At 66.3% G+C, this 23,903-nt stretch carries 22 protein-coding genes; 8 read left to right on the top strand and 14 right to left on the bottom strand.

Annotated features, from left to right (window positions below; genetic code table 11):
- Nucleotides 1–1,228: NADH-quinone oxidoreductase subunit M (locus AC5Y4T_RS22260; protein ID WP_499955422.1), on the top strand; the 1,228-nt coding region annotated here is incomplete at its 5' end.
- Nucleotides 1,225–2,814, top strand: a complete 1,590-nt coding sequence (gene nuoN / locus AC5Y4T_RS22255; RefSeq protein WP_499955420.1) for an NADH-quinone oxidoreductase subunit NuoN — start codon at nt 1,225–1,227, stop codon at nt 2,812–2,814. The genes AC5Y4T_RS22260 and nuoN, both read left to right, overlap by 4 nt.
- A gap of 57 nt (nt 2,815–2,871) precedes the next feature.
- On the opposite strand, the gene AC5Y4T_RS22250 is transcribed toward nuoN, so the two are convergent.
- Nucleotides 2,872–3,498 (bottom strand): TetR/AcrR family transcriptional regulator, encoded by a 627-nt coding sequence (locus AC5Y4T_RS22250; protein WP_499955418.1) that lies wholly within the window; start codon nt 3,496–3,498, stop codon nt 2,872–2,874.
- A 78-nt stretch (nt 3,499–3,576) separates the two neighbouring features.
- On the opposite strand from AC5Y4T_RS22250, the gene AC5Y4T_RS22245 reads away from it, so the two are divergent.
- Nucleotides 3,577–4,407, top strand: a complete 831-nt coding sequence (locus AC5Y4T_RS22245; protein ID WP_499955416.1) for a class I SAM-dependent methyltransferase — start codon at nt 3,577–3,579, stop codon at nt 4,405–4,407.
- Nucleotides 4,408–4,455: 48 nt separating this feature from the next.
- Here AC5Y4T_RS22245 and AC5Y4T_RS22240 read toward each other — a convergent pair whose 3' ends face one another.
- The 5 genes from AC5Y4T_RS22240 to AC5Y4T_RS22220 all read right to left on the bottom strand — a co-directional run bounded on the left by AC5Y4T_RS22240 (nt 4,456) and on the right by AC5Y4T_RS22220 (nt 8,589).
- The gene (locus tag AC5Y4T_RS22240; RefSeq protein WP_499955432.1) at nt 4,456–4,848 is read right to left on the bottom strand and encodes a hypothetical protein; all 393 of its coding nucleotides are present in this window, start codon (nt 4,846–4,848) and stop codon (nt 4,456–4,458) included.
- A gap of 61 nt (nt 4,849–4,909) precedes the next feature.
- Nucleotides 4,910–6,169 carry a DUF58 domain-containing protein gene (locus tag AC5Y4T_RS22235; protein ID WP_499955414.1) on the bottom strand — a complete coding sequence of 420 codons (1,260 nt, stop codon included), beginning with the start codon at nt 6,167–6,169 and terminating at the stop codon, nt 4,910–4,912.
- Nucleotides 6,166–7,146, bottom strand: a complete 981-nt coding sequence (locus AC5Y4T_RS22230; protein ID WP_499921947.1) for an AAA family ATPase — start codon at nt 7,144–7,146, stop codon at nt 6,166–6,168. Before AC5Y4T_RS22230 ends, AC5Y4T_RS22235 begins: the two co-directional genes overlap by 4 nt.
- Before the next feature lie 19 nt (nt 7,147–7,165).
- Entirely contained in the window at nt 7,166–7,648 is a 483-nt protein-coding gene (locus AC5Y4T_RS22225; protein ID WP_499921945.1) for a hypothetical protein, read from the bottom strand.
- Complete coding sequence (locus AC5Y4T_RS22220) at nt 7,645–8,589, bottom strand: DUF4129 domain-containing protein (protein WP_499955412.1); 945 nt, start codon at nt 8,587–8,589, stop codon at nt 7,645–7,647. The genes AC5Y4T_RS22225 and AC5Y4T_RS22220 overlap by 4 nt, the downstream gene beginning before the upstream one ends.
- A 91-nt stretch (nt 8,590–8,680) precedes the next feature.
- Here AC5Y4T_RS22220 and AC5Y4T_RS22215 point away from each other — a divergent pair, with 91 nt between their 5' ends.
- Complete coding sequence (locus AC5Y4T_RS22215) at nt 8,681–8,857, top strand: hypothetical protein (RefSeq protein WP_499955410.1); 177 nt, start codon at nt 8,681–8,683, stop codon at nt 8,855–8,857.
- Here AC5Y4T_RS22215 and AC5Y4T_RS22210 read toward each other — a convergent pair.
- From AC5Y4T_RS22210 to AC5Y4T_RS22195, 4 genes are all read right to left on the bottom strand, one after another.
- A complete protein-coding gene (locus AC5Y4T_RS22210) occupies nt 8,831–9,724 on the bottom strand; it encodes an FkbM family methyltransferase (RefSeq protein WP_499955408.1) in 894 nt (297 codons plus the stop codon). The two genes, AC5Y4T_RS22215 and AC5Y4T_RS22210, sit on opposite strands and share 27 nt — an antisense overlap.
- 325 nt (nt 9,725–10,049) lie before the next feature.
- The gene (locus tag AC5Y4T_RS22205) at nt 10,050–12,221 is read right to left on the bottom strand and encodes an acyltransferase family protein (protein WP_499955406.1); all 2,172 of its coding nucleotides are present in this window, start codon (nt 12,219–12,221) and stop codon (nt 10,050–10,052) included.
- A 154-nt stretch (nt 12,222–12,375) separates the two neighbouring features.
- The gene (locus AC5Y4T_RS22200) at nt 12,376–13,263 is read right to left on the bottom strand and encodes an SDR family NAD(P)-dependent oxidoreductase (protein WP_499921938.1); all 888 of its coding nucleotides are present in this window, start codon (nt 13,261–13,263) and stop codon (nt 12,376–12,378) included.
- The gene (locus tag AC5Y4T_RS22195) at nt 13,260–13,862 is read right to left on the bottom strand and encodes a TetR/AcrR family transcriptional regulator (RefSeq protein ID WP_499921936.1); all 603 of its coding nucleotides are present in this window, start codon (nt 13,860–13,862) and stop codon (nt 13,260–13,262) included. The genes AC5Y4T_RS22200 and AC5Y4T_RS22195 overlap by 4 nt, the downstream gene beginning before the upstream one ends.
- A 46-nt stretch (nt 13,863–13,908) precedes the next feature.
- Here AC5Y4T_RS22195 and AC5Y4T_RS22190 point away from each other — a divergent pair, with 46 nt between their 5' ends.
- The 3 genes from AC5Y4T_RS22190 (at nt 13,909) to AC5Y4T_RS22180 (ending at nt 17,597) form a co-directional block, all read left to right on the top strand.
- The gene (locus AC5Y4T_RS22190) at nt 13,909–15,045 is read left to right on the top strand and encodes a phosphotransferase family protein (protein ID WP_499948762.1); all 1,137 of its coding nucleotides are present in this window, start codon (nt 13,909–13,911) and stop codon (nt 15,043–15,045) included.
- Nucleotides 15,045–16,160 (top strand): Rv3169 family protein, encoded by a 1,116-nt coding sequence (locus tag AC5Y4T_RS22185; protein ID WP_499955404.1) that lies wholly within the window; start codon nt 15,045–15,047, stop codon nt 16,158–16,160. Before AC5Y4T_RS22190 ends, AC5Y4T_RS22185 begins: the two co-directional genes overlap by 1 nt.
- A gap of 90 nt (nt 16,161–16,250) precedes the next feature.
- Nucleotides 16,251–17,597 carry a flavin monoamine oxidase family protein gene (locus tag AC5Y4T_RS22180; RefSeq protein WP_499955402.1) on the top strand — a complete coding sequence of 449 codons (1,347 nt, stop codon included), beginning with the start codon at nt 16,251–16,253 and terminating at the stop codon, nt 17,595–17,597.
- Here the strand turns inward: AC5Y4T_RS22180 and AC5Y4T_RS22175 are convergent.
- The 3 genes from AC5Y4T_RS22175 to AC5Y4T_RS22165 form a co-directional block, all read right to left on the bottom strand.
- On the bottom strand, nt 17,592–18,557 hold the full coding sequence (locus AC5Y4T_RS22175; protein WP_499955400.1) for an alpha/beta fold hydrolase: 966 nt from the start codon (nt 18,555–18,557) through the stop codon (nt 17,592–17,594). The genes AC5Y4T_RS22180 and AC5Y4T_RS22175 overlap by 6 nt on opposite strands.
- Before the next feature lie 113 nt (nt 18,558–18,670).
- Nucleotides 18,671–19,747 carry a helix-turn-helix domain-containing protein gene (locus AC5Y4T_RS22170; RefSeq protein ID WP_499955398.1) on the bottom strand — a complete coding sequence of 359 codons (1,077 nt, stop codon included), beginning with the start codon at nt 19,745–19,747 and terminating at the stop codon, nt 18,671–18,673.
- Nucleotides 19,748–19,781: 34 nt separating this feature from the next.
- A complete protein-coding gene (locus AC5Y4T_RS22165) occupies nt 19,782–20,954 on the bottom strand; it encodes a glycosyltransferase (protein WP_499955396.1) in 1,173 nt (390 codons plus the stop codon).
- A gap of 174 nt (nt 20,955–21,128) precedes the next feature.
- On the opposite strand from AC5Y4T_RS22165, the gene AC5Y4T_RS22160 reads away from it, so the two are divergent.
- Nucleotides 21,129–22,040, top strand: a complete 912-nt coding sequence (locus tag AC5Y4T_RS22160) for a chemotaxis protein CheB (protein ID WP_499955394.1) — start codon at nt 21,129–21,131, stop codon at nt 22,038–22,040.
- Here the strand turns inward: AC5Y4T_RS22160 and AC5Y4T_RS22155 are convergent.
- A complete protein-coding gene (locus AC5Y4T_RS22155; protein WP_499955392.1) occupies nt 22,037–23,878 on the bottom strand; it encodes a CheR family methyltransferase in 1,842 nt (613 codons plus the stop codon). The genes AC5Y4T_RS22160 and AC5Y4T_RS22155 overlap by 4 nt on opposite strands.
- Nucleotides 23,879–23,903: the final 25 nt, after the last annotated feature.

Genomic DNA, 23,903 nt, shown 5'->3' with positions numbered 1-23,903 from the left:
CTTGACGCTGGCCATCGAGTCGATGGTGCTGATCTCGGTCGTCGCCCTGGACGTGTTGCTGTTCTACGTCTTCTTCGAGGCCATGCTCATCCCGATGTACTTCCTCATCGGCGGCTTCGGCGGCGGCCCCGGCAGGTCGCGTGCCGCCGTGAAGTTCCTGTTATACAACCTGTTCGGCGGCCTGATCATGCTGGCCGCGGTGATCGGGCTGTATGTGGTGACCTCGCAACACGGTTCGGGCACGTTCGACTTCCGCGAGATCGTGGCCGGCGTCGCCTCCGGTCGTTACGGCGCGGACTCCGGGGTGTTCAAGGCGCTGTTCTTGGGCTTCATGTTCGCGTTCGCGATCAAGGCCCCGCTGTGGCCGTTCCACCGTTGGCTGCCCGACGCCGCGGTCGAGGCCACCCCTGCCACCGCGGTGCTGATGATGGCGGTGATGGACAAGGTCGGCACCTTCGGCATGCTGCGGTACTGCCTCCAGCTGTTCCCCGGCGCCTCAACGTATTTCCGCCCACTGATCGTCGTGCTGGCGGTCATCGGGGTGGTATACGGCGCAATCGTCGCCATCGGCCAGACCGACATCATGCGGCTGATCGCCTACACGTCGATCTCGCACTTCGGATTCATCATTCTGGGCATCTTCGTGATGACCAGCCAGGGGCAGAGCGGGTCGACGCTGTACATGCTCAACCACGGCCTGTCCACGGCCGCGGTCTTCCTGATCGCCGGATTCCTGATATCGCGGCACGGCAGCCGGGCGATCGCCGACTACGGTGGCGTGCAGAAGGTGGCGCCGGTATTGGCGGGCACCTTCCTGGTCTCGGCCATGGCCACCCTGTCACTGCCGGGCCTGGCGCCGTTCATCAGCGAATTCCTGGTGCTGCTGGGCACTTTCAACCGCTACTGGCTGGCCGCCGCGTTCGGGGTCACCGCGCTGGTGCTCTCGGCGGTCTACATGTTGTGGCTGTACCAGCGCGTGATGACCGGGCCGGTCGTCAGCGGCAACGAGAAGATCGGCGACCTGCGCGCGCGCGAATTGATAGTGGTCGCACCGCTGATCGCGCTGCTGTTGGTGCTCGGCATCTACCCCAAGCCCGTGCTCGACATCATCAACCCCGCCGTCGAGAACACCATGACCACCACGGGTCAGCATGACCCCAAGCCGACCGTCCCGGTGGGAACACCCAGACCGGCCGAAGCACACCGGACCGCCGAAGGACCGCGATGACCCTGCCTACCCCGAGCATCCAGTACTTCCTGCTCTGCCCGACGCTTATCGTGTTCGGCGTGGCCGTGGTGGGCGTCCTCGCAGAGGCGTTCCTGCCCAGGCGAATTCGCTACACCGCGCAGGTGGCACTCTCGCTCGCCGGTTTGGTCGCCGCCTTCGTGGCGGTCATCGCCGTGAGCCGCTCGGTCCAGATCCCGGGCCGGGTAGCGGTTTTGGGCGCCATGGCCATTGACCGCCCGACGCTGTATCTGCAGGGCACGGTGCTGCTGGTCGCAGTGATGGCGGTCATCTTCATCGCCGAGCGCGCCCAGCCCAAAGCGGAGAGCAAGGTGTCCGTCGGGGTCGGCAGGGCCGGCTCGGGCGGCCTGGACTCGTTCACGCCACAGGCATCGGCTGTGCCCGACGGCGACGCCGAGCGCGAGGCAGAGCGGGCCGGGGCCGCCCAGACGGAGCTGTTCCCACTGGCTCTGCTGTCGGTCGGCGGCATGATGGTCTTCCCCGCATCCAATGACCTGCTGACCATGTTCGTCGCGCTGGAAGTGTTGTCCCTGCCGCTGTACCTGATGTGCGGACTGGCCCGTCATCGCCGCCTGCTCTCGCAGGAAGCGGCGATGAAATATTTTCTGCTGGGCGCGTTTTCGTCGGCGTTCTTCCTCTACGGCGTCGCCCTGCTCTACGGCGCGACCGGCACGCTGCTGCTGACGGGCATCCGTGATGCGCTGGCCGCGCACGGCGACACTTCGATGGCGCTGGTGGGTGTCGCGCTGCTCTCGGTTGGCCTGCTGTTCAAAGTCGGTGCCGTTCCGTTCCATTCGTGGATTCCCGACGTGTACCAGGGCGCGCCGACGCCGATCACCGGGTTCATGGCGGCGGCCACGAAGGTCGCGGCTTTCGGTGCGCTGCTTCGGGTTATCTATGTGGCACTGCCGCCGCTGCACGATCAGTGGCGCCCGGTGCTGTGGGCCATCTCGATCCTGACCATGGCGGTCGGCACCATCACCGCGGTGAACCAGACCGACGTCAAACGCCTGCTGGCCTATTCGTCGGTCGCCCATGTCGGATTCATCCTCACCGGCGTCATCGCCGACAACCACACCGGCCTGTCTTCCACGTTGTTCTATCTGCTGGCTTACAGCTTCAGCACCGTCGGCGCCTTCGCGATCGTCGGCTTGATCCGCGACGCCGACGGAGTCGAGGACGCGACCCTCTCGCACTGGGCGGGGCTGGGGCAGCGCTCACCCATTGTGGGCGTGATGTTTTCGATGTTCTTGTTGGCGTTCGCCGGCATCCCGCTGACGAGTGGGTTCGTCAGCAAGCTGGCGGTCTTCAAGGCCGCCGCGCAGGGCGGCGCGGTGCCCCTGGTGATCGTCGGTGTGGTCGCCAGCGGGGTCGCCGCGTACTTCTACGTGCGGGTGATCGTGTCGATGTTCTTCACCGAGGCGACCGAGGACACCCCGCACGTGGTCGCGCCGGGCTTCCTGAGCAAGGCCGCCATCGCGGTGTGTGCCGCGATCACGGTGGCACTGGGCATCTTCCCGCAGCCGCTGCTCGATCTCGCCGACCAGGCCGCCGAGCTGCTGCACTGACGCGCCGGCCGAATTCCTAGAACTGTGTTCTCACTGACGGCTGCAGGTGCTCGCCTGCTACCCAGTTCTGCGCGCGAGGTCGTCGCGCGCAGACTTGGCCTGTTCGGGCGTCAGCAGCGGATTTGAATAGATGTCGACCAAGGTGGCCGCGACCCGCAGATCGCCCTCCGCGGCGTTGATGTCCACGCCCAAGCCGCGCGATATGTGATCGTGGAGCAACGGCACCGCAAGAGCCATTGCGGTGATGAGCGTGGCACGCGACTTGGCGTCGACATCGGCGGGCTCGGCACGATGTTCATCGGCCGAGGCAAGCCATTCCTCGGTCATCGACACCAGTGCGTCGAACAGCTCACCGGCTCCGCCCTCGACCAGGGCACGGGTGATGTAGTCCTGGTATTGTCCAAGAGGAATGCGGGCTGAAACATAGTGCACGTCACCGTGTTTGGCGTTGTCCTGCACCTGGGCGTTGAGGTCGCGCATGGTTTTGACAAGGTAATCGTCGCACGCTTGACGAAGCTCCTGCTTGCAACCGAAGTGGTGCCGCAGCAGCCCGGACGACACCCCTGCCGCCGCGGCAATGCTGCGGATAGTCGCCCTTTCGTATCCTTTTTCGCCGAACTCGCGCAGCGCTGCATGCCTGATACGGGCGCGGGCAGTGAGATCGGCAGGATCCGTCGTGGTCATCGCCACAGACTACACGTCTGGACAATAAAATACACAGCTGTATAGTCGAGGACGATCGAAGTTCAAGGAGGCACGGCTATGGGCATTGACACCAGCGCCATCACCGCGGAGGAAGAGACCGCATTTTTGACTTTGAAGGCACGCGCGATCAACAACGGATGGGCACGCCCCATCCTGCCCGACCCAGGTGCCGCCGATGCTGTGACAAAGATCGACTACGACTTCGACGGCCTGGGGCTCGTGACGCCCGTGGTTTGTCAAACATCCCTGCGCGCAAAACTTCTCGACGACCGAGTGCGCGCGTTCATCGCCCAGTACGCCGACGCCGTGGTGGTCGATCTGGGCGCGGGGCTAGACGACGGGTACGCCCGTGTCGATCCACCGGACACCATCGACTGGTACAGCGTCGAGCTGCCCGGGCTGGCCGCCCTGCGCGACAAAGTGATGCCACCGGGACCTCACGAACACACCATCGGAATCTCCGTGACCGACCCTGAGTGGATATCGGGGATTCCGGCGAACCGCCCCGCGATCGTCGTCGCCGACGGATTGTTCCCCTTCCTCAACAAGGAGCAGATCGTCGCGGTGATGCGCGCGATCACCGACCACTTCCCCGCCGGACAACTGACGTTCAACGACTACGGACGCATGGTGATTGGCGTGTGGATCTCAAAGTTGTTCCCGCAGCAGATGTTCAAGAAGGTAAACCAGCTCCGTGCGTTCGAGGGTTACAACGACCCCCACACGCCGGAACGCTGGAACCCCAAACTCAAGCTCGTCGAGGAGACCAGCCTGACGAGTGTGCCCGAGGTGGACCTATTTCCGACGTGGTTGCGAATCTCGACACGGATGGCGGGGTGGAGCAAGTCGACCGCACGGTCTGCGCGCATCCTGAGGTTCAGCTTTTAGTATCGTCGGAGTGCTCTGGTGCCCCTCCGTTGCGTCCGGCATCACCGGTCAGCTCATGAACGGCCGGATGGCCAACAGGTAGATCACCAACGCCCCCAGCGGGGCCACCAGCGGCAACCACGGCAGCTGCAAGGGAAACGACGTCGCGACCAGCCCGGCGAACGTAAACCCCACGGCGCCGGCCGCCGTCGGCCAGCTGTCCAGCACCACCGGGGCGGACGCGCCGGCCGCATGCCGGCATACCAGGTAGGCGGCGCCCGACAGACCGGACAGCGCGACGAATATCACCGGCGGGTTGGACAGCATTGCGGTGACCGCCGCGAGCAGCACGGCAACCGTTGCGGCGGGCCGAAATACAATGCCGACCGCGACCGCGACCAGCGCCGCCGCCCAGGCGGCCACCGCCGCGGCATGCCAACCGTCGGCGGCCAGGCCCACCATGAGCAGACCGAAGCCCGTCGCGAACGCGGGCGCTCCCACCCGCGTCAGCGCGCTCGTGCCGTTATCCACGAAGCCTCCCCCGCACACGCCGGCGGCGATCCGGCAGCACACCCATGGACTGCTCCAGACCGCTATCGCCCGGCCACGACACGATGTCCACCCCGATCGTGGCCATGTCCCGGTACATGGCGGAGCGCTGCAGCGCCCACATTTGATCCACCAGGGGATCCTGTTCGTCTTCGAACGGCGAACGATCGAGAATGTCGACGGCCAGCACGACATGGCCGCGCTTACGCAGATCGATCAAGGCCAAGGCGAATTCGGTGTCGAGCAGGGTGGAGAACGCGATGACGATCGCCCCCGCGGGAACCGCCGCGCGCGGCGCCAATGTGCCCGTGGTGTGTTCGAACCGGTCGCCGGCGTTCAGGACGGTGTCGAGCACCCGATAGAACTGACGCTGCCCGATGTCGGCGCCGAGCCAGCGCGGGCGGTTACCCCCGAGGGCGACGATGCCGGCGCGATCACCGTGGCGCAACGCGGTTTGCACCACTTGCGCCGCTCCGCGCACGACGCGTTCGGTGGCCTCGGTCGCCGGACCCGCGGGCTGCCGGTACCCATCGATCAAGACCACCACATCGGCGGCGCGGTCCGTCAATCGCTGTGTCACGTGCAATTGGCCACGACGCGCGCTCACCGGCCAATTGACCGCGCGCAGTTGGTCGCCGGGCACATACAGGCGAATGTCGGCGTACTCCACTCCCGGACCGACATGGCGGGTCAGGTGGGCACCCAACCGGTCGAGCAGCTCCGTCTGCGGAATGGGCGTCTGCTGTGGCGGCGTCAAGGGAAACACGATGACCTCGGCGGCCCCGACGGTGGCCGTCCCGGTGAGCAGCCCACCGCGCGCAACGACGTCGATGCGAACCCCGATCGGATACCGGCCCCAGCGCCGCGCGGCCGCCGTGACGGTTTTCTCCTGAGCCGCATCGGATTCGGCGATTCCAAGCTCCATGCCCGCGATGTCGGGGACCGTGACCTGTACCGCAGAAGTCCCGTCTTCTTCGGTTGCCCACACCCTGATGTGCGCCTGCTCGTTTTCGAAGCAACGCTGGGCGTCGGGCTCGCCATGCACCAGGATCGTCGGGACCGGCCGCTGCCAGCTGATCGAGCACAACACGCCGAGCAGCGGTGCCGCGAAGGCGATCAGCTGCCAGCGGGCGCCGATCACGGCGGCGGCCATCGCAAACCCCGCGCAGGTCGCGATCGCCCGTGTCAATTCTGATGCGCGCCAGCGGAACTCGACTGCCACGCTGGATATCATGCCGGGTTCTCTCCGCCGCCGGCACCGGTTCGCGGCACGGGTAGGCGGTGCAGCAACTCCCCGATCACGTCGGCGCCCTGGATCTTTCGTACCCACATCTCGGGGCGCAGGGTGATCCGGTGCGAGACCGCCGCAATCGCGAGCGCCTTCACGTCCTCGGGGATGACGTAGTCGCGGCCGAGCAGCAGCGCGCGGGCGCGGGCGAGTTGCACGAGATCGAGTTCGGCGCGCGGGCTGGCACCCACCGCAACCTGCGGATGGTGTCGCGTCGCATTGGCCAGCGACACCACATAATGCAGGACGTCTTCGTGCACGGTCACCTGCTCGACCGATTCACGCATGGCCAGCAGGTCGTGTGCGTCCACGACTTGGTTGACCGTCGGTTCCGCCGAACCGCGTTCGAGGCGGCGGCGCAGCATCGAGGTCTCGTCTCGCTCGTTGAGATACCGCAGTTCCAGCCGGATCGCGAACCGGTCGAGTTGCGCCTCGGGTAGTGGGTATGTGCCCTCGTACTCGATCGGGTTGTCGGTGGCCAGCACGATGAAAGGCTCTGGCAGTTGGTGTGTTTCGCCGTCGATGCTGACCTGGCCTTCGGCCATCGCCTCCAGCAGCGCCGCCTGGGTTTTGGGCGGTGTGCGATTGATCTCGTCGGCCAGAAGCAAGTTGGTGAAGATGGGGCCGGGCCGGAACGCGAAGCGGCCGGACTGCATGTCGTAGATCGTCGAGCCGAGCAGGTCCGCCGGCAATAGGTCTGGGGTGAACTGCACCCGGGTGAATTGCAACCCCAGCGCGGCGGCAAACGATCTCGCGATCAGCGTCTTGCCCAGGCCGGGCAGGTCTTCGATGAGGATGTGGCCGCGCGCAAGGACCGTGGTGAGGATGAGCCGCAGCGCGGACCGCTTCCCCACCACCACGCGTTCTATTTCGTCGAGAATCGCCTCGCAGTGGGCGGTCGTGGTCGCGGCCGGCAGCGTCATGTTGGGATCGCGCCTCCTGTCATACCTGCTCCAGCTTTTGCAAAATCTCCTGCAGCGCCGCACGGCCCGGGCCGGGTTGGCGGTCACCGCTGCGAATGACGTTGTTGGGATTGACCCATTCCCACAGTTCCGGACCGAAGAGGATCCGGCCGGTCGCGTGGAAGGAAACAGGATCCTTGGACTGCCTTTGGCCGGTCGTCATCTCGTAGCGGCGCGCGAGCATTGGGCGCAGATGCCGGTCCCAATCGGCCCGGGTGGACTCCGACCACCGAATCGTCGTCTCGGTGTTGGACAGCCAGCGGCGCAACGAATCCCCGAGATCGTCAACGTCTGGCTCCGCGTCGGCATCGAATCCACGTGCCAGCGCACGACGCAGGCTCAGCAGCACCAGAGCCAGCCCTAGACCGGAGGCCGCCAACACCCATCGTCGATCATGCTGGGACAGTGCCAACAGTTCTATGCCGATGATCAGGCAAATGCCCAGGGAGATAATCTTTTTCATGCAACGCTCCGCGAGCCCAGCTCGTCGAGGACCAATTGAAGGACGCGCACCGCAACGTCGCGGTGGCCCTCGTTCATCACATGGGGGCTGAACCGCGCTTCAGCGAACAGGTTCACCAATTGGACGGCGTTGTCGGCGTGCAAAGCGTGGTGCTCCACCGCGCGGGCCAACACCTCGGTCGGAGTATCGGATTCCTGGGGCACTGCGCCGGGAACCTGCGCGAGTTCACGTTCCATCGCGGCGTAGCAGGCGATGATCGCCTCACGCGGCTCTCGGCTCAGGTCGGTCATCTCGGCCAATCCACGCTCGGCCGCTCGCGCCAGCGACTCCGAACGTGCCGGGGGCGGCGGGGGTTCCGCCGGCTCGTCGGCGATGCCCGGAACCGCCGGACGCCAGCGCCGCCGCGCCGACGCGACCGTCCCGGCGACGAACATCACCAACATGGCGACGGTGCAGGCGAGCAGGATTCCCAGCATGTTCTGCGATGCGTCGCGCGGACGGCTCGGATGCTGCTGCGACGGTGGCTGTGCGGGAGGCTGTGTCGACGGCGCTGCGCCGCTGTCGGGCGGTGACGGGCCGGGCGCGACGCCGTGGGACAGGAAGCGGGTCAGCAATATCACGATCCCCAGCCACGCCACGATCACGGCGAGTCCGATCAACAGCACGCGCCAGCTGGGTCGTCCCCTGCCGGTGCCCAGCATGTCGGACAGCCCGCCAGCACTCGGCGCGGGAGTACGGGGATCCCGCAAGCGCGCGACCACGGCGACCGCGATCAACGCAAGCGTCACGGCGAGAATCGCTACCACGAAGGCCAGCGCCGCCCGGCCGCCCGACTCGCTGCGCGCCGCATCGTGCCGAGCCGGAAGGTAGCCGCGCAGGGCGGCGGCGACCACGAGCAGCAGAACGATCAGGGCAACGACTCGCCCTGTCGGCTTGTCCATACCAGGCATTGGCACGCCACTCGATCGGTTTTTGCGCACTGGCTTTCCTCATACTTGCACGTCAGACGAGCATGACGCCAGGAAAGAAGCGGTGGGCGCTCGCGTCCTCGACTATTGGCGATTCGTCCTGGTTCGTCGCCGGTCCGCCGGTCGGATCTTGCCTATCCCCGTCGAGACGATCGACGCCACCCTGTTGCCGCCGTGGGTGGCATCGCGAATCGCCGCGTGCACCGACACCAAGTCACAGCTCGTCGGCGTCAATGCGTGACAGCACGATGTCAAATCTGTCGCGGCGCTCCAATCGCGCGAGGTCGCGAAGCCGCTTCGGGGCGCGAACATCCTTTGACCACAGGTAGCGCCACGGCCAGTAGTTGGCCGGCATCAGGTAGACGTGGTAACCGCGCTCGAGGTAGGGCCGCAGTACATCGATGGGTCGCAGCCGCGGATCGCTCCAGCATTTTGCCTCGACCTCGACAAAGATTTCCGCCTCCGATGCGAGTTGATCGAGGGATGTCAGCATGCCGGTGAGCACGCGGTCTTCGGCGCTCTCCACATCAATTTTGATCAGGCGCGTGGTGGCCAGTTCCTCGCGAGTCACCAGTGATCCGAGCGGTGCGGCACGCACGCGGCCGTGTTCACGGAGTAGAGGGTGACCTTGAGCCGCTCGGGGGACCGTCGTAGAGCGGCCCAGAGACAGGAAGCTGGGTCCGACGAACAGCGGAAGTTCCTCGTCGCGATCCGAGACGGCGGCACTGACCAGGCGTATGTTGGCGAGATCGTTCATCGCAATCGTTTGCCGTAGTGCGGTGTTCGCGATGGGAGCCGGTTCTATGGCCACAACGACGCCGCGCGGACCGACTAGTCTGCTGGCCATCGCGCTCTTGTACCCGACGTTCGCACCGACGTCGATGAAGGTGTCGCCGGGCCGCAATCGGCGCCGCAGGAATGCCGTGAGGTCGGGTTCCCACGTTCCGAATAAGTACACGAACGTCTGGACACCGTCTGGCAGCCGGCATCGAAAATGGATGCCGTCTTCGGTGGTGTGATCGACGGTCAGCGGCCGCAACAATGTGGCGCGGATCAAGAGCACCAAAGCTACTACGTAGTACGGCACTACTACCGGCAATCCCCGCATGAGGCGCTCGGCAACACCGACGTGTTCCTTATCGGTCCGGAGAGATTGTATGTATTTCCGCCATAGCGCCAACATCCGCGCCTCGATCATTTGCACAGCCTAGCCTCCGATACGTCGATGCATGTGAAATCGCCACTTGCGGAGGGAAAATCGCGATTACCGGCATGTGCCGGCGAACGAACGACACATGCGTCTGGCCCTTAAGCCCACCCTCAAGGGTGACCTGACGAAAGACCGATCGATACCTCCTGGCTGACGCTTCTCGTCTGCCTAGTCACGAAAGTGCTTGCCCTGCAAAAGATAGAGACGATGAGTGATGTGCAAATCAGCTCTCGGCGAGCGCGCGGTCGGCCAGCGCCCCGATCGCCGGAGCCAATAGCCGGGAATAATCGCCGGTCAGGTGATTCCAGTCCGCGTACACGAGGGCGTTGCCGACGATGACGGGACAGCGGTCAGCGGTGCAGAACAGATCGGTCACGTCGGCGTACTGTCCGCCCGCGGCTTTGGTGGCGGCCGACTCACCCGCGATGCCGGACTCGTTCACCGCCCGCGATCGTGGCGGCGAGCAGGCTGTCGCGTCATCGAGATGCCCGGACAGGCAGACGGGAACCACCACATGGGGATCCGGGATCGGCCCGAGCACCAAGACTTGGGTACCGATGCCGCGCAGCTGCTGCACGAGGCGGGTCAAGCTGCCCATCCACGCCGAGTCATATGTCCTGAAATCGGGCACCCAACCGAAGCTGGATTCATACCCCCGCCACATGCTCACCACGACCAGTCGCGGCCGCTCCGCACGCAGCCGGGCGATGATCCGATCGCGCCACTGGTCGCAGTGCAAACTGCGCGTGTTTCCGATCGGTATGTCCATCAACGGGCAGCCCGCCTTCATCAGCATCTCCAGGCGCCAGCGCCGCTGGGTGCCCAGCTGTCGGAATGCGGGATTCCACATCATGGCATGTGAGTCGCCGACCAGGGCCACCGTGGTGGTGGAGGTGGTATCGCCGGTCGCGCATTCGGGTTGGTCGACTTGGAAAAAATCGCGCATGCAGCTGTCGAGGGTCATGGCTCTGAGTTGGTTTTCCGCATCTGCAAGCGCCGGGGTCAGATTCGACGGTACGGCTTTCAGGTCCGCGGATGCCGCGAGCGCGGTCTGCACTTGGGCGAACGCGCGCTGCACCGCCGCGTTGTAAGCGTCGATGTTGCGCCCCGTTGGAGGGGGCGATGCGTTGATGGTCGGCGCCGGAGCTGGTGCACCCCGGCCGACCGGAAGTGGCATCCATACCAGCAGCGCCACGCCCACACAGACCGCTAGCGCGGTGGCGCCGGCGCCCAGCGCGAGACTACGAAGCGGAGAGCGGCGTATGGCGGCGGCGAATCGAAACGGGTTCTCGATGAGATGCAGTGTCAGCACTGCCAGCCCGCCGGAGACGAATACCGCCGCCAACCTGCCGACCAAGCCCAGTGAGTGGCCCAGCAACGGCGCCGCGAGCACCAGCACCGGCCAGTGCCACAGGTACCACGAATACGACACCCTGCCGATCGCCCGCATCGGCGACAATGCCAGGACGCGCCCGCATCCATAGGAGGGCGCGGCACAGCCGGCGCCGATCACCAGCGCCGCGCCCAGCACCGGCCAAAGGGCAGCAGTCCCCGGATAGGGCGTGGTCGTCCTCAGCAGGGTGCAGGTCAGCAAGATGATCGCCAGCCCTGCCCATCCCGCAATCGCGGCAAGCGTCGCCGGAAGCCGGCGCCAGTGGCCCGCCGTCAAAGCCACCAGACCGCCTGCGGCCAACTGCCATGCACGGGTGGGCAGCGAAAAGAACGCAAAGGAAGGCACCACGTAAGTGGCCGCCAGCGACAGCGCGAACGACACGACCGCGACCACCGCAAGGACCGCCAGATACGGGCGTTGCGACGAGGGGGCCTCAGCCTTGCTGCGGCGTCGCACGCGCCGGATGAGCCATGCCGTACCGATGATCATGGGCGGCCACACCAAATAGAACTGCTCTTCTACGCCCAAGGACCAGTAATGCAGGAACGGCGAGGGCAAGACAGCGGTGAAGTAGTCAACGGCTTGCAGAGTGAACCAGTAGTTCCCGACATACAGCGCGCTGGCGATGCCATCCCCAAAAACGGTACAGGCCTGCAACGGAGGTAACACGATCGCCGAGACGATCACCGTGATGACGCCGACCGTGGCAGACGCGGGGAGCAGCCGGCGGGCACGCGCCCCGTAGAAACGGCGCAGCCGCACGGTGCCGACGGTGCTCACCTCGCGCCACAGCAGCCCCGTGATCAGAAAGCCGGAGATCACGAAGAACACGTCGACGCCGACGTACCCACCACCGACACCGGGCACGTCAGCGTGAAAAAGGACAACGCCCAACACCGCGACCGCGCGCAAGCCCTCGATGTCTGACCGAAAACTCGCCGGTGCCGAGCGCTGTCCCTGAAGCCCTTCGACGGAACTAACGTGGCTCTGGCCCAAGGTCACCAACTTCGTAAGAGGATGCGTCCTTCGAGTAGGGGCATTGTTACATTTCGCCACGCCGAGTGGACCGTTTTGCAGGGCATTCCGGACGCGCGCACCGGCGGCTCACGAACGCGCTCACGTGGCAACAAGCCCACGTCGAGGTCCAGCTGCCCGCCTAGTCCGTCGCGAAGGGACGAAAGCTGCCGTCGAGCACCTGGTGGTGACCGATGGTGCGCCCGGTGACCCTGGCGGGATCGACCAGAGCCAATTCGACCGCCGCGCGGGCGAATTCGTCCTGTGACGCGGTCTCATCGAAGTTGCGGGCATAGTACGAAAGCCCTGGCGTGAGAATCGGTTTGGAGGGCGATAGCGCATTGACCGCGATGTTGTGGCCGGCGAGATCGAAGGCCGCGCACTGGGTGAGGTGCTCGAGCGCGGCCTTCGATCCGCCGTATCCGGGCAGCACCCCGCCGCTGCGGTCGGCGTACGGGCCGTTTCCGGGCAACCGCGACGCGACCGAGGTGATGTTGATGATCGAGCCGCCCCCCGCCTCGATCATGTCGGGGCACACCAGCTGCATCAGCTCGTAAGCCGCGAACACCGCGATGTCGAAATGCCTGCGGTACGCCTGCAGGGGTGTGCTGACGAAACCGGGCCAGCCGGGTTTGACGGCGGCACCCGCTTTGGCGTGAGCACCCGCTTTGACGGCCTTGTCGCGTGGCCGCTCGCCGGATGCGGGTGGCCGCCCGGGGGCGGTGAAGGCCGCGTTGTTGATCAGAATCCCGATGGGGCCCAACGCCTGTCGCGCCGATTCCACCAGCCCGGCGACCTGATCGCGGTCGGTCAGATCCGCCCGAATCGGCACGGCGCGTCCGCCGGCCGCCTCGATGTCGGCGACGGTGTCACCGATGGTCCCCGGCAGCCGTTCGTCCCACACCTCTTCGGTCCGCCCGGCGACCGCCACCGCGGCGCCGTCGGCCGCCAGGGCCAGCGCGATCGCCCGGCCCAGGCCGCGGCTACCACCGGTGACGATCGCGGCGCGGCCCGCCAACCGTCCCGTCATCGCCGCACCCCGTGCACGACGATGGCCGTGGTTTGCTCCACCCACGCGTCGTCGAGTTCTTCTTCCGGGCGCAGCAGCATCCGCAGCATCGTCGCACCCCCGATCAACTCGATCAGTCGGTCCGGATCCACATCGGGATGGGCTTCGCCCCGGTCGACCGCCTCGCGCAGCCGCACCCGCACCGCGGTGAACAGGTCCACGAATCGCGACATCACCCGCGCGTTGAGCGCGGGGTCGGCGGTCATGTCGGCGACCAGACCGGGCAGCGCGGCGCGCACCACCGGGGTGGTGAACACGTCGCGCGTGGCCTCGATCATCATCCGCATGTCGGCGGCGATATCCCCGGCCGGCGACTCCAGCGCGGTCGGGGCCGTCGGGAAGGCCGCCTCGTGCACCAGTTCAGCCTTGCTCGACCAGCGCCGGTACAGCGCGGATTTCGTGGTGCCGGCGCGCTCGGCGACCGCGGCCAGACTGATGTTGGAATAGCCCGTTTTGACCAGTAATTCGGCGGTCGCCGATAGGATCGCCGAGTCGATACGCGGATCGCGCGGGCGGCCGGCGCCGGAGGCCTTGTCAAGGCCGGACGGGTCTGCTTTCATAACGCTACCTACCGTATCGTAATTGCCTCAACGAAGGAGGCACCTTATGGCAACAGAACCGGCGGTCGACAACATCGACCGGCTCCAGCGCTCCAGCCGCGACGTCACGACGTTGCCGACGGTGCTGTCACGCTGGCTTTCCACCGTACTGCCGGGCGACGCGAATCCCGAGGTGATCGTGGAGAGCGGCGTGGACTCGACGGGCATGTCCTCGGAGACGATCATCCTGACGACGCGCTGGCAGCAGGACGGGCGACCGACCGAACAGAAGCTGGTGGCGCGGGTGGCGCCGACGGCCGAGGACGTGCAGGTCTTCCCCACCTATCGGCTCGACCACCAATTCGACGTCATCCGGAAAGTGGGCGAGCTGACCGACGTGCCCGTGCCGCGGGTGCGCTGGCTGGAGAACACCGGCGAAATCCTCGGCACACCGTTCTTCGTGATGGATTACGTCGAGGGCGAGGTGCCGCCCGACGTCATGCCGTATACGTTCGGCGGCAACTGGTTCGCCGATGCGCCCGCCGAGCGGCAGCGTGAACTGCAGGACGCCACCGTCGGCGTACTGGCCACGCTGCATTCGATCCCGAACGCGCAGAGCACGTTTGGCTTCCTCACCGAGGGGCAATCCGGCGACACCGCCCTGCGCAAGCACTTCAACTGGGTGCGGTCCTGGTACGACTTCGCGGTACCCGACATCGGGCGATCACCGCTGCTCGAGCGGACCTTCGACTGGCTGGAAGCCAATTGGCCGGCCGAGGCGGCGGCCACCGAGCCCGTGCTGCTGTGGGGCGACGCCCGGGTGGGCAACGTGCTGTACAGCGACTTCCGGCCGGTCGCGGTGCTGGACTGGGAAATGGTGACACTGGGACCGCGTGAGCTCGATGTGGCGTGGATGATATTCGCACACATGGTTTTTCAAGAACTCGCCGGCCTGGCAACGCTGCCGGGGTTGCCGGAGGTGATGCGCGAGGAGGACGTGCGCGCCACCTACGCGCGGCTGGCCGGCGTCGAAGTCGGCGACTTGCACTGGTTTTACGTGTACTCGGGCGTGATGTGGGCCTGCGTGTTCATGCGCACCGGCGCTCGGCGGGTGCACTTCGGCGAGACCGAGAAGCCCGGCGATGTCGAATCGCTGTTCTACCACGCCGGATTGATGCGGCGCTTGATCGGAGAGGACCAGTAATGCTCGGACCGCTCGACGAGTTCCCGGTACATCAGATTCCCCAGCCGATAGCGTGGCCGGGCTCCTCGGACCGCAACTTCTACGACCGCTCCTACTTCAACGCCCACGACCGCACCGGAGACATCTTCGTGATCAGCGGCATCGGCTACTACCCCAACCTCGGGGTCAAGGATGCGTTCCTGCTCATCAGGCGCGGCGACACCCAGACCGCCGTACACGTTTCCGACGCCATCGACCAAGACCGGCTCAACCAACGCGTCAACGGCTACCGCGTCGACGTCATCGAGCCGCTACACCAGCTACGGATCGTCCTCGACGAAACCGAAGGCATCGCAGCCGATCTCACCTGGAAGGGGCTTTTCGACGTCGTTCAGGAGCAGCCGCACATCCTGCGATCGGGCAACCGAGTCACGCTGGACGCGCAACGTTTTGCACAGTTGGGCAGCTGGAGCGGACACATCATCGTCGACGGTGAGGAAATCGCCGTCGATCCCAAGACGTGGCTGGGCAGCCGCGATCGGTCCTGGGGCATCCGTCCGATCGGCGAGGCCGAGCCCGCGGGCCGTCCCGCGGATCCGCCCTTCGAGGGCATGTGGTGGCTGTACGTACCAATGGCTTTCGACGATTTCGCGATCGTGCTGATCATCCAGGAGGAGCCCAACGGGTTCCGCTCGCTCAACGACTGCACCCGGATCTGGCGTGACGGCCGCGTCGAGCAGCTGGGCTGGCCGCGGGTCAAGATCCACTACCGCTCCGGCACCCGTGTCCCGACCGGCGCGACCGTCGACGCCACCACCCCAGACGGCACCCCGGTGCACTTCGACATCGAGTCCAAGCTGCCGGTGCCCATTCACGTCGGCGGCGGTTATGGCGGTGACTCCGACTGGACACACGGCATGTGGAAGGGCGAGAAGTTCGCCGAGCGCCTGACCTACGACATGACCGATCCGGCCATCATCGGGCGAGCGGGCTTCGGCGTGATCGACCACGTCGGCCGCGCGGTCTGCCGTGACGGGGACGGCGGGCCGGTCGAGGGGTGGGGCCTCTACGAACACGGCGCGCTGGGCCGGCACGACCCCTCTGGATTCAAAGATTGGCTGACGGTCGCGCCATAGCCGCAGGGTGGCCGCGGCGAGGCCGGGAGACGCTCCGACAGGTTGCACAATTTGCGGTGAAATCCGTCGAAATGCGGTTCACTGGACCGCGTGCCGAAACCCCCGCGGATTGTCGACGTTGTCGTGGTCGGTGCGGGCTTTGCCGGACTCGCCGCGGCCCGCGAGCTGTCTCAACAGGGCCACGACGTGGTGGTCTTCGAGGGGCGTGACCGAGTCGGTGGGCGGTCGCTGACCGGCAGCGTCGCAGGCTTGCCGGCCGATCTGGGCGGCACTTTCGTCGGGCCGACCCAGGACGCGGTCTTGGCGATGGCGGCCGAACTCGACGTCCCGACCACCCCGACCCACGACGACGGCAAGAACCTCATCCATTGGCGCGGGTGGACGCACGCCTATCACGGCACCATCCCCAAGCTTTCGCTGACCGGGCTGCTGGACATCGGCCGGCTACGGTGGCAGTTCGACCGGATCGCGCGCAGCATCCCGCTGGCGGCGCCGTGGGATGCCCGCCGTGCCCGCGAACTCGACGGCTTGTCGCTCGGCGGCTGGTTGCGCTCCGTGCGCGCGACCGCTTCGTCGCACGACCTGCTGGCCATCGTGGCGCGGGTGACGTGGGGGTGTGAACCCGACGACGTGTCGATGCTGCACGCCGCCCGTTACGCGCACGCGGCCGGTGGCCTGGACCGGCTGCTCGACGTGAAGGACGGTGCCCAACAAGATCGCTTTCCCGGTGGCACACAACAGATCGCCGAGGCCGCGGCCGCCGACCTGGGCGCCCGGGTGGTCCTCAACGCTCCGGTTCGCCGAATCGAACGCCACGGTGCGGGCGTGACCGTGACGACCGATCTCGGTGCGACCGAGGCGGGATTCGTCATCGTGGCGATCCCGCCCGCCCACCGCGCCTCGATCGAGTTCGCTCCCCCGTTGCCCGCCGAATACGAGCAACTCGCCCTGCATTGGCCGCAGGGCCGGCTCAGCAAGGCGTACGCGGCCTATTCCACGCCGTTTTGGCGGACCAACGGATTTTCCGGACAGGCGCTGTCCGACGAGGGCCCCGTCTTCATCACCTTCGACGTCAGTCCGCATCCGGAGGGTCCCGGAATTCTGATGGGTTTCGTCGACGCCCGCGCGTTCGACTCGCTACCCGGCGATCAGCGCCGCCGTGACGCATTGCGCTGCTTTGCAACGCTTTTCGGCGATGATGCGCTCAATCCCCTCGATTATGTCGATCATCGTTGGGGGGTGGAGGAATTCGCGCCCGGCGGGCCCACCGCCGCGGTCCCGCCGGGGTCGTGGACGCGGTTCGGGCCGTGGCTGCGCGAACCGGTCGGGCCGATTCACTGGGCCGGCACCGAAACCGCCGACGAGTGGACCGGGTTTCTCGACGGGGCGATCCGCTCCGGGCAGCGCGCCGCCGCCGAGATCACCGCCCTGCTATGAGCTGATACGGCGGGTGGCCGCATTGTGGACCGCCATTTCGGCGAGTCCGCGCAAGTGGCGATTCACCTCACGCGGGTGTTCCAGCATCGAGCAGTGGCCGCCGGGCAGTTCAACCAGCTCGATCAGGTTGGGCGCGCAGCGTGCGATCCTGCGGGACTGGCTGATCGGGGTCAGCCGGTCGAGTGCGCTGCCGATGACCAACGTCGGCACGGTCAGCCCGTCCAGATTCAGATGCCGCGACCCCAGTGCGGCCACCAGCGCCCGCGCACAGCCGGCCCGTCCCGCCGGTGAGGTGTTCTCGAACAGCTCGCAGACGAGCCTGGCGACACTCGGGTCGGCGTCTCGTCCGGTGGCCAGCATCGCCACCGCATACCGGCTCGGGATACGTGCCGCACGCGGGAGCGGGAACCCGCCGAACGCGTTGATCAGTGCGCGCCCGGCGAGAACCCGGGCCGGCGACAACCCGTAGGGCGCCCGCAACAGCTGCACCTGCCGGATCAGGTCACCGGTGGTGGTGTTGATCAGCGCGACGGCGTCGGCGCGCCGGGGAACCTTGTGGCGGTAGCGCTCAGACCACGCGGCGATGGTGATGCCGCCCATCGAGTGACCCGCCACCACGGCCCGTTCGTGCGGCGCCAGGGTCGCATCCAGCACCGAATCCAGGTCGGAGGCAAGATGTTTGAGGCTGTAGTCCTTGCGTCCCGGTACGCCACTTCGTCCATGGCCGCGATGATCGAACGCGATCACCCGGTAGTCGTTGGACAAGTCGGCGATCTGATATGCCCACGCCCGTATCGCGCAGGTGATGCCGTGGATCAAGACAATCGGATAACCGTCGGGCGGCCCGAACACCTCCGCGTGCAGCCGGGTGCCGTCGGCGGCCCTAACAGCCACGGTCTCACTCGGCGGCAGCCGGTCGTGGAACGGGTCAACTGGGCGAGCCGACCGTCGAGCACTCATGTTTCCGCTCCCCCCTCGAACGCGGCCCCATTGCCGCAGCTAAGGATGAGACGATCTTATGCCTGGAGTCGGTCCGCTTTTGGCGAATCCGGCAACCGATTCTTAAGAAATGCTTAGACCTGCTGCCGCAGCGTGGTGTGCGGGCTCTGGCCGTACGTCTGCCGGTAGAGCACCGCGAACCGTCCGGTGTGGGCGAATCCCCACCGCTGGGCGATCTCGGTGACCGTCGCCGTAGTACTTGTCGCCGCGATCAGCTCTTGATGGGCGTGGCTGAGCCGGACACGGCGCATGTACTCGGTCGGCGTCGTGTCGAGCTGCCGGCGGAACAGGTACTGGACTGCCCGGGGCGTCAGATGCACGGCGGCGGCGACTTCGTTGATGCCGATGTCCTCTGCTGTGTGGCGATGGATGAAAGACACCGCCTCCTTGAGGGTCTCGGGCAGCGCGAGATCACTGGCCGGGTCTTGCTCGGTGAGATTGGACGGATAGCACTCGAGCAGCGCACCGGCGAGCAGGTTGGCCATGCCCGCCGCGATCAGCGGCTGGTGCGCGATGTCAGCGGAGGCCAAGGTGCCGGCCACGTAATCCAGCGCTCGGTGCCAGGCCCGCACGGCGGCACGGGAACGCGGCCGCCAATTCACGAACTGAGTCTGCTGCCCTAGCGACGTCTGCCAATCCGCGGCGACTTTGTTCAGCACGTCAGCCTCGACGGTCACCGCGTCGAACCGCGCGCCATTGCAGTGCAATACGCAGGGCATCCCGTGAGCGACGAGAATCGGGAAGTCCGCATCAGCAACGGGGCCGCCCGCGACACTCAACGATCCCGCGCGCGGCTGGATCACCATGGTGTCGGCGGCCGGGATTTCGAGCGTCACACGCCCCTGGATCATCACCTCGTCGACCATCATCGAGCCGGCTTCACTGCGCCGGTGCGACACCGCAACGTGGCCGGTAAGCCCGGAGATGCGCCAGCCCGGCTGATACGCGCCGGCGAAGAACCGCCGCGCGGCTTGCGCATCGGCGGTGCGAAACTGCTTGTATTGCACGACAACCGGACGGAACCCGTGCTCGGCATCCGGCGTGGGACGATTCGGGCAGTAGTTGGATCGAGGCCCGTCGGGCGACTCGCCGGCAGAACCGATGACGACCCTGGCGGCTTTGCCGTCGATCCCGCTCGTCGCGATGGTCATGGCCGGCCTTGCAAAAGGACCGCGTGCGCTCGCATCACCGCGCCGCCGTCGGTCGCAAACCTGCCCGATCCGGCGACCCGATGCTTCCGTAGATGCTCAGCGCATCGAGCGCTATTCGCTCCCACGCGAAGCGCGACACGGCGCGGGTTCGGCCCGCCGCGCCCATGCTCTCGCTTTGAAATCTTTGGCTCACAAGCTTTCTCAACGCCACAGCCAAGGCCGCGGGGTTCTCCGGCGACACCATGACGCCGGTGATGTCGTCCAGCACGACGTCGGCCAGGACTCCCACAGTGGCCGCGGCTACCGCCATCCCGGTGGCCATGGCCTGTAACACGGCGGTGGCGCGTGGTGGCTGCCGAGGCGTGCACACCGCGACGTCGACGGACCGCATCAACTTCGGCAGTTCGTCATCGCTGACCGTTCCGGCAAAGCGGACGCGGTCACCCACGCCCAACTCCACAGCAAGATGTCGCAGCCGAGCCCGCGCGTCGTTGTGGACACCGTTCGTGGCGTCATTCTCCGCGATCACCAGCTCCGCACCAGGCACGTTAGGCAGGGCACGGATGGCGATATCGATACCGTTGCACCGCAAAGGGTTTGGTGTCGCGCAGAGGATGCGTTGCAGGCCGTTGCGCGACGCCATCGGACCGATGGGCGAGTAGCGCGACGCGTCCACGCCGCAGGTCAGGGCGGACACTCGGGCGCGGCTATGCCGCAGCCGGGCCAGCGCGTCGACGTCGTCGCTGCTCTCGCCCGTTACCCATGCCGCACTGCGCGCCAGAAGCGGCTCGAGGCGCAGTCGTTCGCTGTGATGTTCCGCGTCGGCCTGTCCGCGCGACGTCGCGGCCAGACCCAGAAATGTCTGCACCACGGGGATGCGCCGACGACGAGCCGCCAATTGAGCAGCCAGCCCGGCCAGCCAGCCATAGGCGTGCACGACGTCGGGTTGTTCTCTGGACCAGGCGCGCTCGAGTTTGGCGGCCCATTCCCCCACATAGGGCAAGACCTCGACGGGCGGTGCGGCCCTGCGCGGGCCTACGGGAATCGACAGGCATCGGTAGTGGTCCTCGGCCGCCGCCTGTCCCGCGCGTCGACCGGCTCGCCGCAGGCACGCCGTCGCGTCGTGCCCCTGGGCTGCCAGGGCGGCGCACAGCTGCTCCGGGTCGTCCCCGACAACGTCGTCGCCGCTGACAATTGCAATCTTCAACAGCAATTCCCTCCGCGCCCATCGTCCATCCGTGAACACTAAGTTGAGATACCCTGCCCGATACTCGCGAAACGACGCGAGCGCATCTTCGCAGGCTGGCCTAGCTTTCGCCGGTCGACCCTTGTGTCCGCCGCAGCACTATGACGGCCACTGCACAAGGAGGAGACTTGAGAGGTGACGACTGACGAGCATGGCCGAGGCGTCGAGCTGGTGGTCCTGCTGGCGTCGGCAGGCGGTCTGGAGCCGCTGTCGACCGTATTGCGAGGTTTGCCCTCCGACTTTCCCGCCGCGGTCGTCGTGCAACAACACTTGGGCGGTCACCACAGCCTGCTGACCACGATCCTGCACCGCCACACGGGACGTGCGATCGGCTGGGCGCAGGACGGAATGGTGCTGCGGTCCGGACAGGTGGTCGTCTGCCCACCGGCGATACTGCTGCAACTCGACTCCGACGGCCGCTGCCGCCTGCAGACTGCCCAGAAGCATCAGGCGCTGGTGTTCGACGTGCTGCTGGCGTCGGTCGCCGGCTCGTTCGGCCCGCGCAGCGTCGCGGTGGTGCTGTCGGGTTCCGGACATGACGGCGCGGCGGGCACCGTCGCGATGAAGCTGGCCGGTGCCGTCGTCATCGCCCAAAGCCCGGAGACGGCGCAGTACCCGTCAATGCCGATCGCTGCCGCCCGCGCCGGCGCCGATCTGGTCTTGGACGTCGACGAGATCTCCGGCGTTCTCACCGACATTGTCGGAGGTGCGGCGCTGCCCCCCCGGCGAGAATCGTCGGCACCGACTCCCGAAGACCGACCCGATGCCACCCTCACCACCTACGACGTTCTCGATCGGCTGCCTCCGACGTTTGCGACCAATAGCGCCGCCGCCCGGGGCGAGCTCGCCCGGCTGCGCGCGGCCGAGCTGCAACGCCGCCGCGAGGAGCTGACAGTGGGATTCGGCGCCACGCGGGAGACGGTGGCCATGGCGCGACGCAGGGTCCAGGAGTCACGTTCCCGGGCTCAGCTGGCTCATCAGGCAGCCGAGGAGGCATCCACCCGGTGGCCTGCCAAACCAGCGGGCCACTGGACCGCGGGCGACTAACCCACCACCTCCATCAGCAACAGCGCACCGCCGACCGTCCCCTCGATCGAACGAAACGACGTGCAGGTGATGCGCACGGTCGCCGGGCGGCCACGCCGGTTGACCGCCTCCACCACGACTTCGCCGGAGCTCTCCGGGTCGACGAAAGCGTTGCCGATCAGCGGCCGCACAGCGTCGAGCGGTAGGCCGATGTCCAGATTTGTCAGCCCGTTCCCCGTCGTCTCATCTGCGCGCAATCCCCAAAGCTCCTCACAGCCGCGGTTCCACAAGATCACCTTCATCTCGCGGTCGACCACCACCATGCCCATCTGCACCGAGTCGATCAGCGAGTCCTGGAAATGCTTGGCTTCGTCGAGTTCCAGGCTGCGCTCGCGCAGCATGTCGTTGATGGTGTGCAGTTCGTCGTTGGTGGACTGCAGCTCCTCGTTCATGGTCTCGAGTTCTTCGTTGGTGGACTGCAATTCCTCGTTCGTGGTCTCGAGTTCCTCAACGGTGGACTGCAGTTCCTCGTTGGTCGTTTCGAGTTCCTCGTTGGTGGACTGCAGCTCCTCGTAGGCGGCCTCCAGCTGGCGGTTGGTCTGGACGACCTTGTCCAGCAGCGCACGGGTCGCGGTGACGTCGAAGAACACGATCGACACACCGAGCAGACCGTTCTCGGCGTCGACCAGTGGATTGACGTGGATCTCGAACCACACCGTTTCGGTGCCCGGGCGCTGCCATTTGACGTCCTGGATTCGCGCGGAGCGCCGCTCCACTTTGGCCTGCTCCAGGTACGCGCGCAGCTCGACCGGACGGTAGGACACCTCGAGGTCACGCAGCAGCCGGCCGATGTCGCGGGCCGACAGCCCGAAGATGGACTCGGCCTGCTGGTTGATCATCGCGACGGTGTCTTCGCCGGTGACCACGATCTGGGCCACCGGGCTGGCACGAAAGGCCAAGTCGCGCACGGTCGTCAACCCCGCCAGGTCGACGTTGCGTTCGTAGAACGCCGCATTCGGATCGTAGCGATCCACGCCGCCGTGGGTTCCGGCCGCCTTGCGGAAGATGCGGTGCTTGAGGTTCAGCGGTGTGAACCTGTCTCCGTGACTGAGCAGCATCTCGGCATGCCCGAGAAACAACGTGCCCTGCGGTGCAAGGGCAAAATGCAGACGCCCCAACACGTTTCGCTGCGTCTCCGCATTGAGATACATCAGGCTGTTGCGGCACACCAACAGATCGACCCGGGATATCGGGGCGTCCTTGACCAGGTCGTTACGCACGAAGATCACCGCGCGCCGCAGGTCCTTGTGAAACACGTAGCGGCCGTTGACATGTTCGAAGTAGCGCCCCAACAGATCCGCGGGTACGGACTCGACCGCCTTGGCGTCGTAGGAGGCGATGCGCGCCTCGCTGAGTGCATCCTCGTCGACGTCGGTGGCATAGATCTTGACCCGCTGCCGGAAACCTTCGGGTCCCAGCGCCTCGGCGAGCAGCATGGCCAGCGTGTAGGCCTCCTGCCCCGAGGCGCACCCGGCGCTCCACACCCGAATCGGGTCGTCGGGACCACGCTCGGCCAGCAGCCGTGGGATGACCTCGGTGCTGACGAATTCCCAAGCCTCGGGGTCGCGGAAAAACGAGGTGACGTTGATCAGGATGGTGTTGAAGAGCGCGGTGAATTCGTCGGAGCTGGCCTGCAGGAAGTCGAGGTACTCATCGAACGCGGTGTAGCCCGCCTGGTCCATCCGGTGCCGGACGCGGCGCATCAAAGAGGTGCGCTTGTAACCGGTGAAATCGAATCCGCGCGAATCCCGCATATAACGCAACAGGGCTTCGAACGCCTCGTCAGTCGTGGATTCCATCCAAGTCCCGTCGATAGGGGTGTAC

The sequence above is a fragment of the Mycobacterium sp. NGS11 genome, from assembly GCF_059813315.1.
This window is presented reverse-complemented; position numbering and strand designations above follow the sequence as displayed.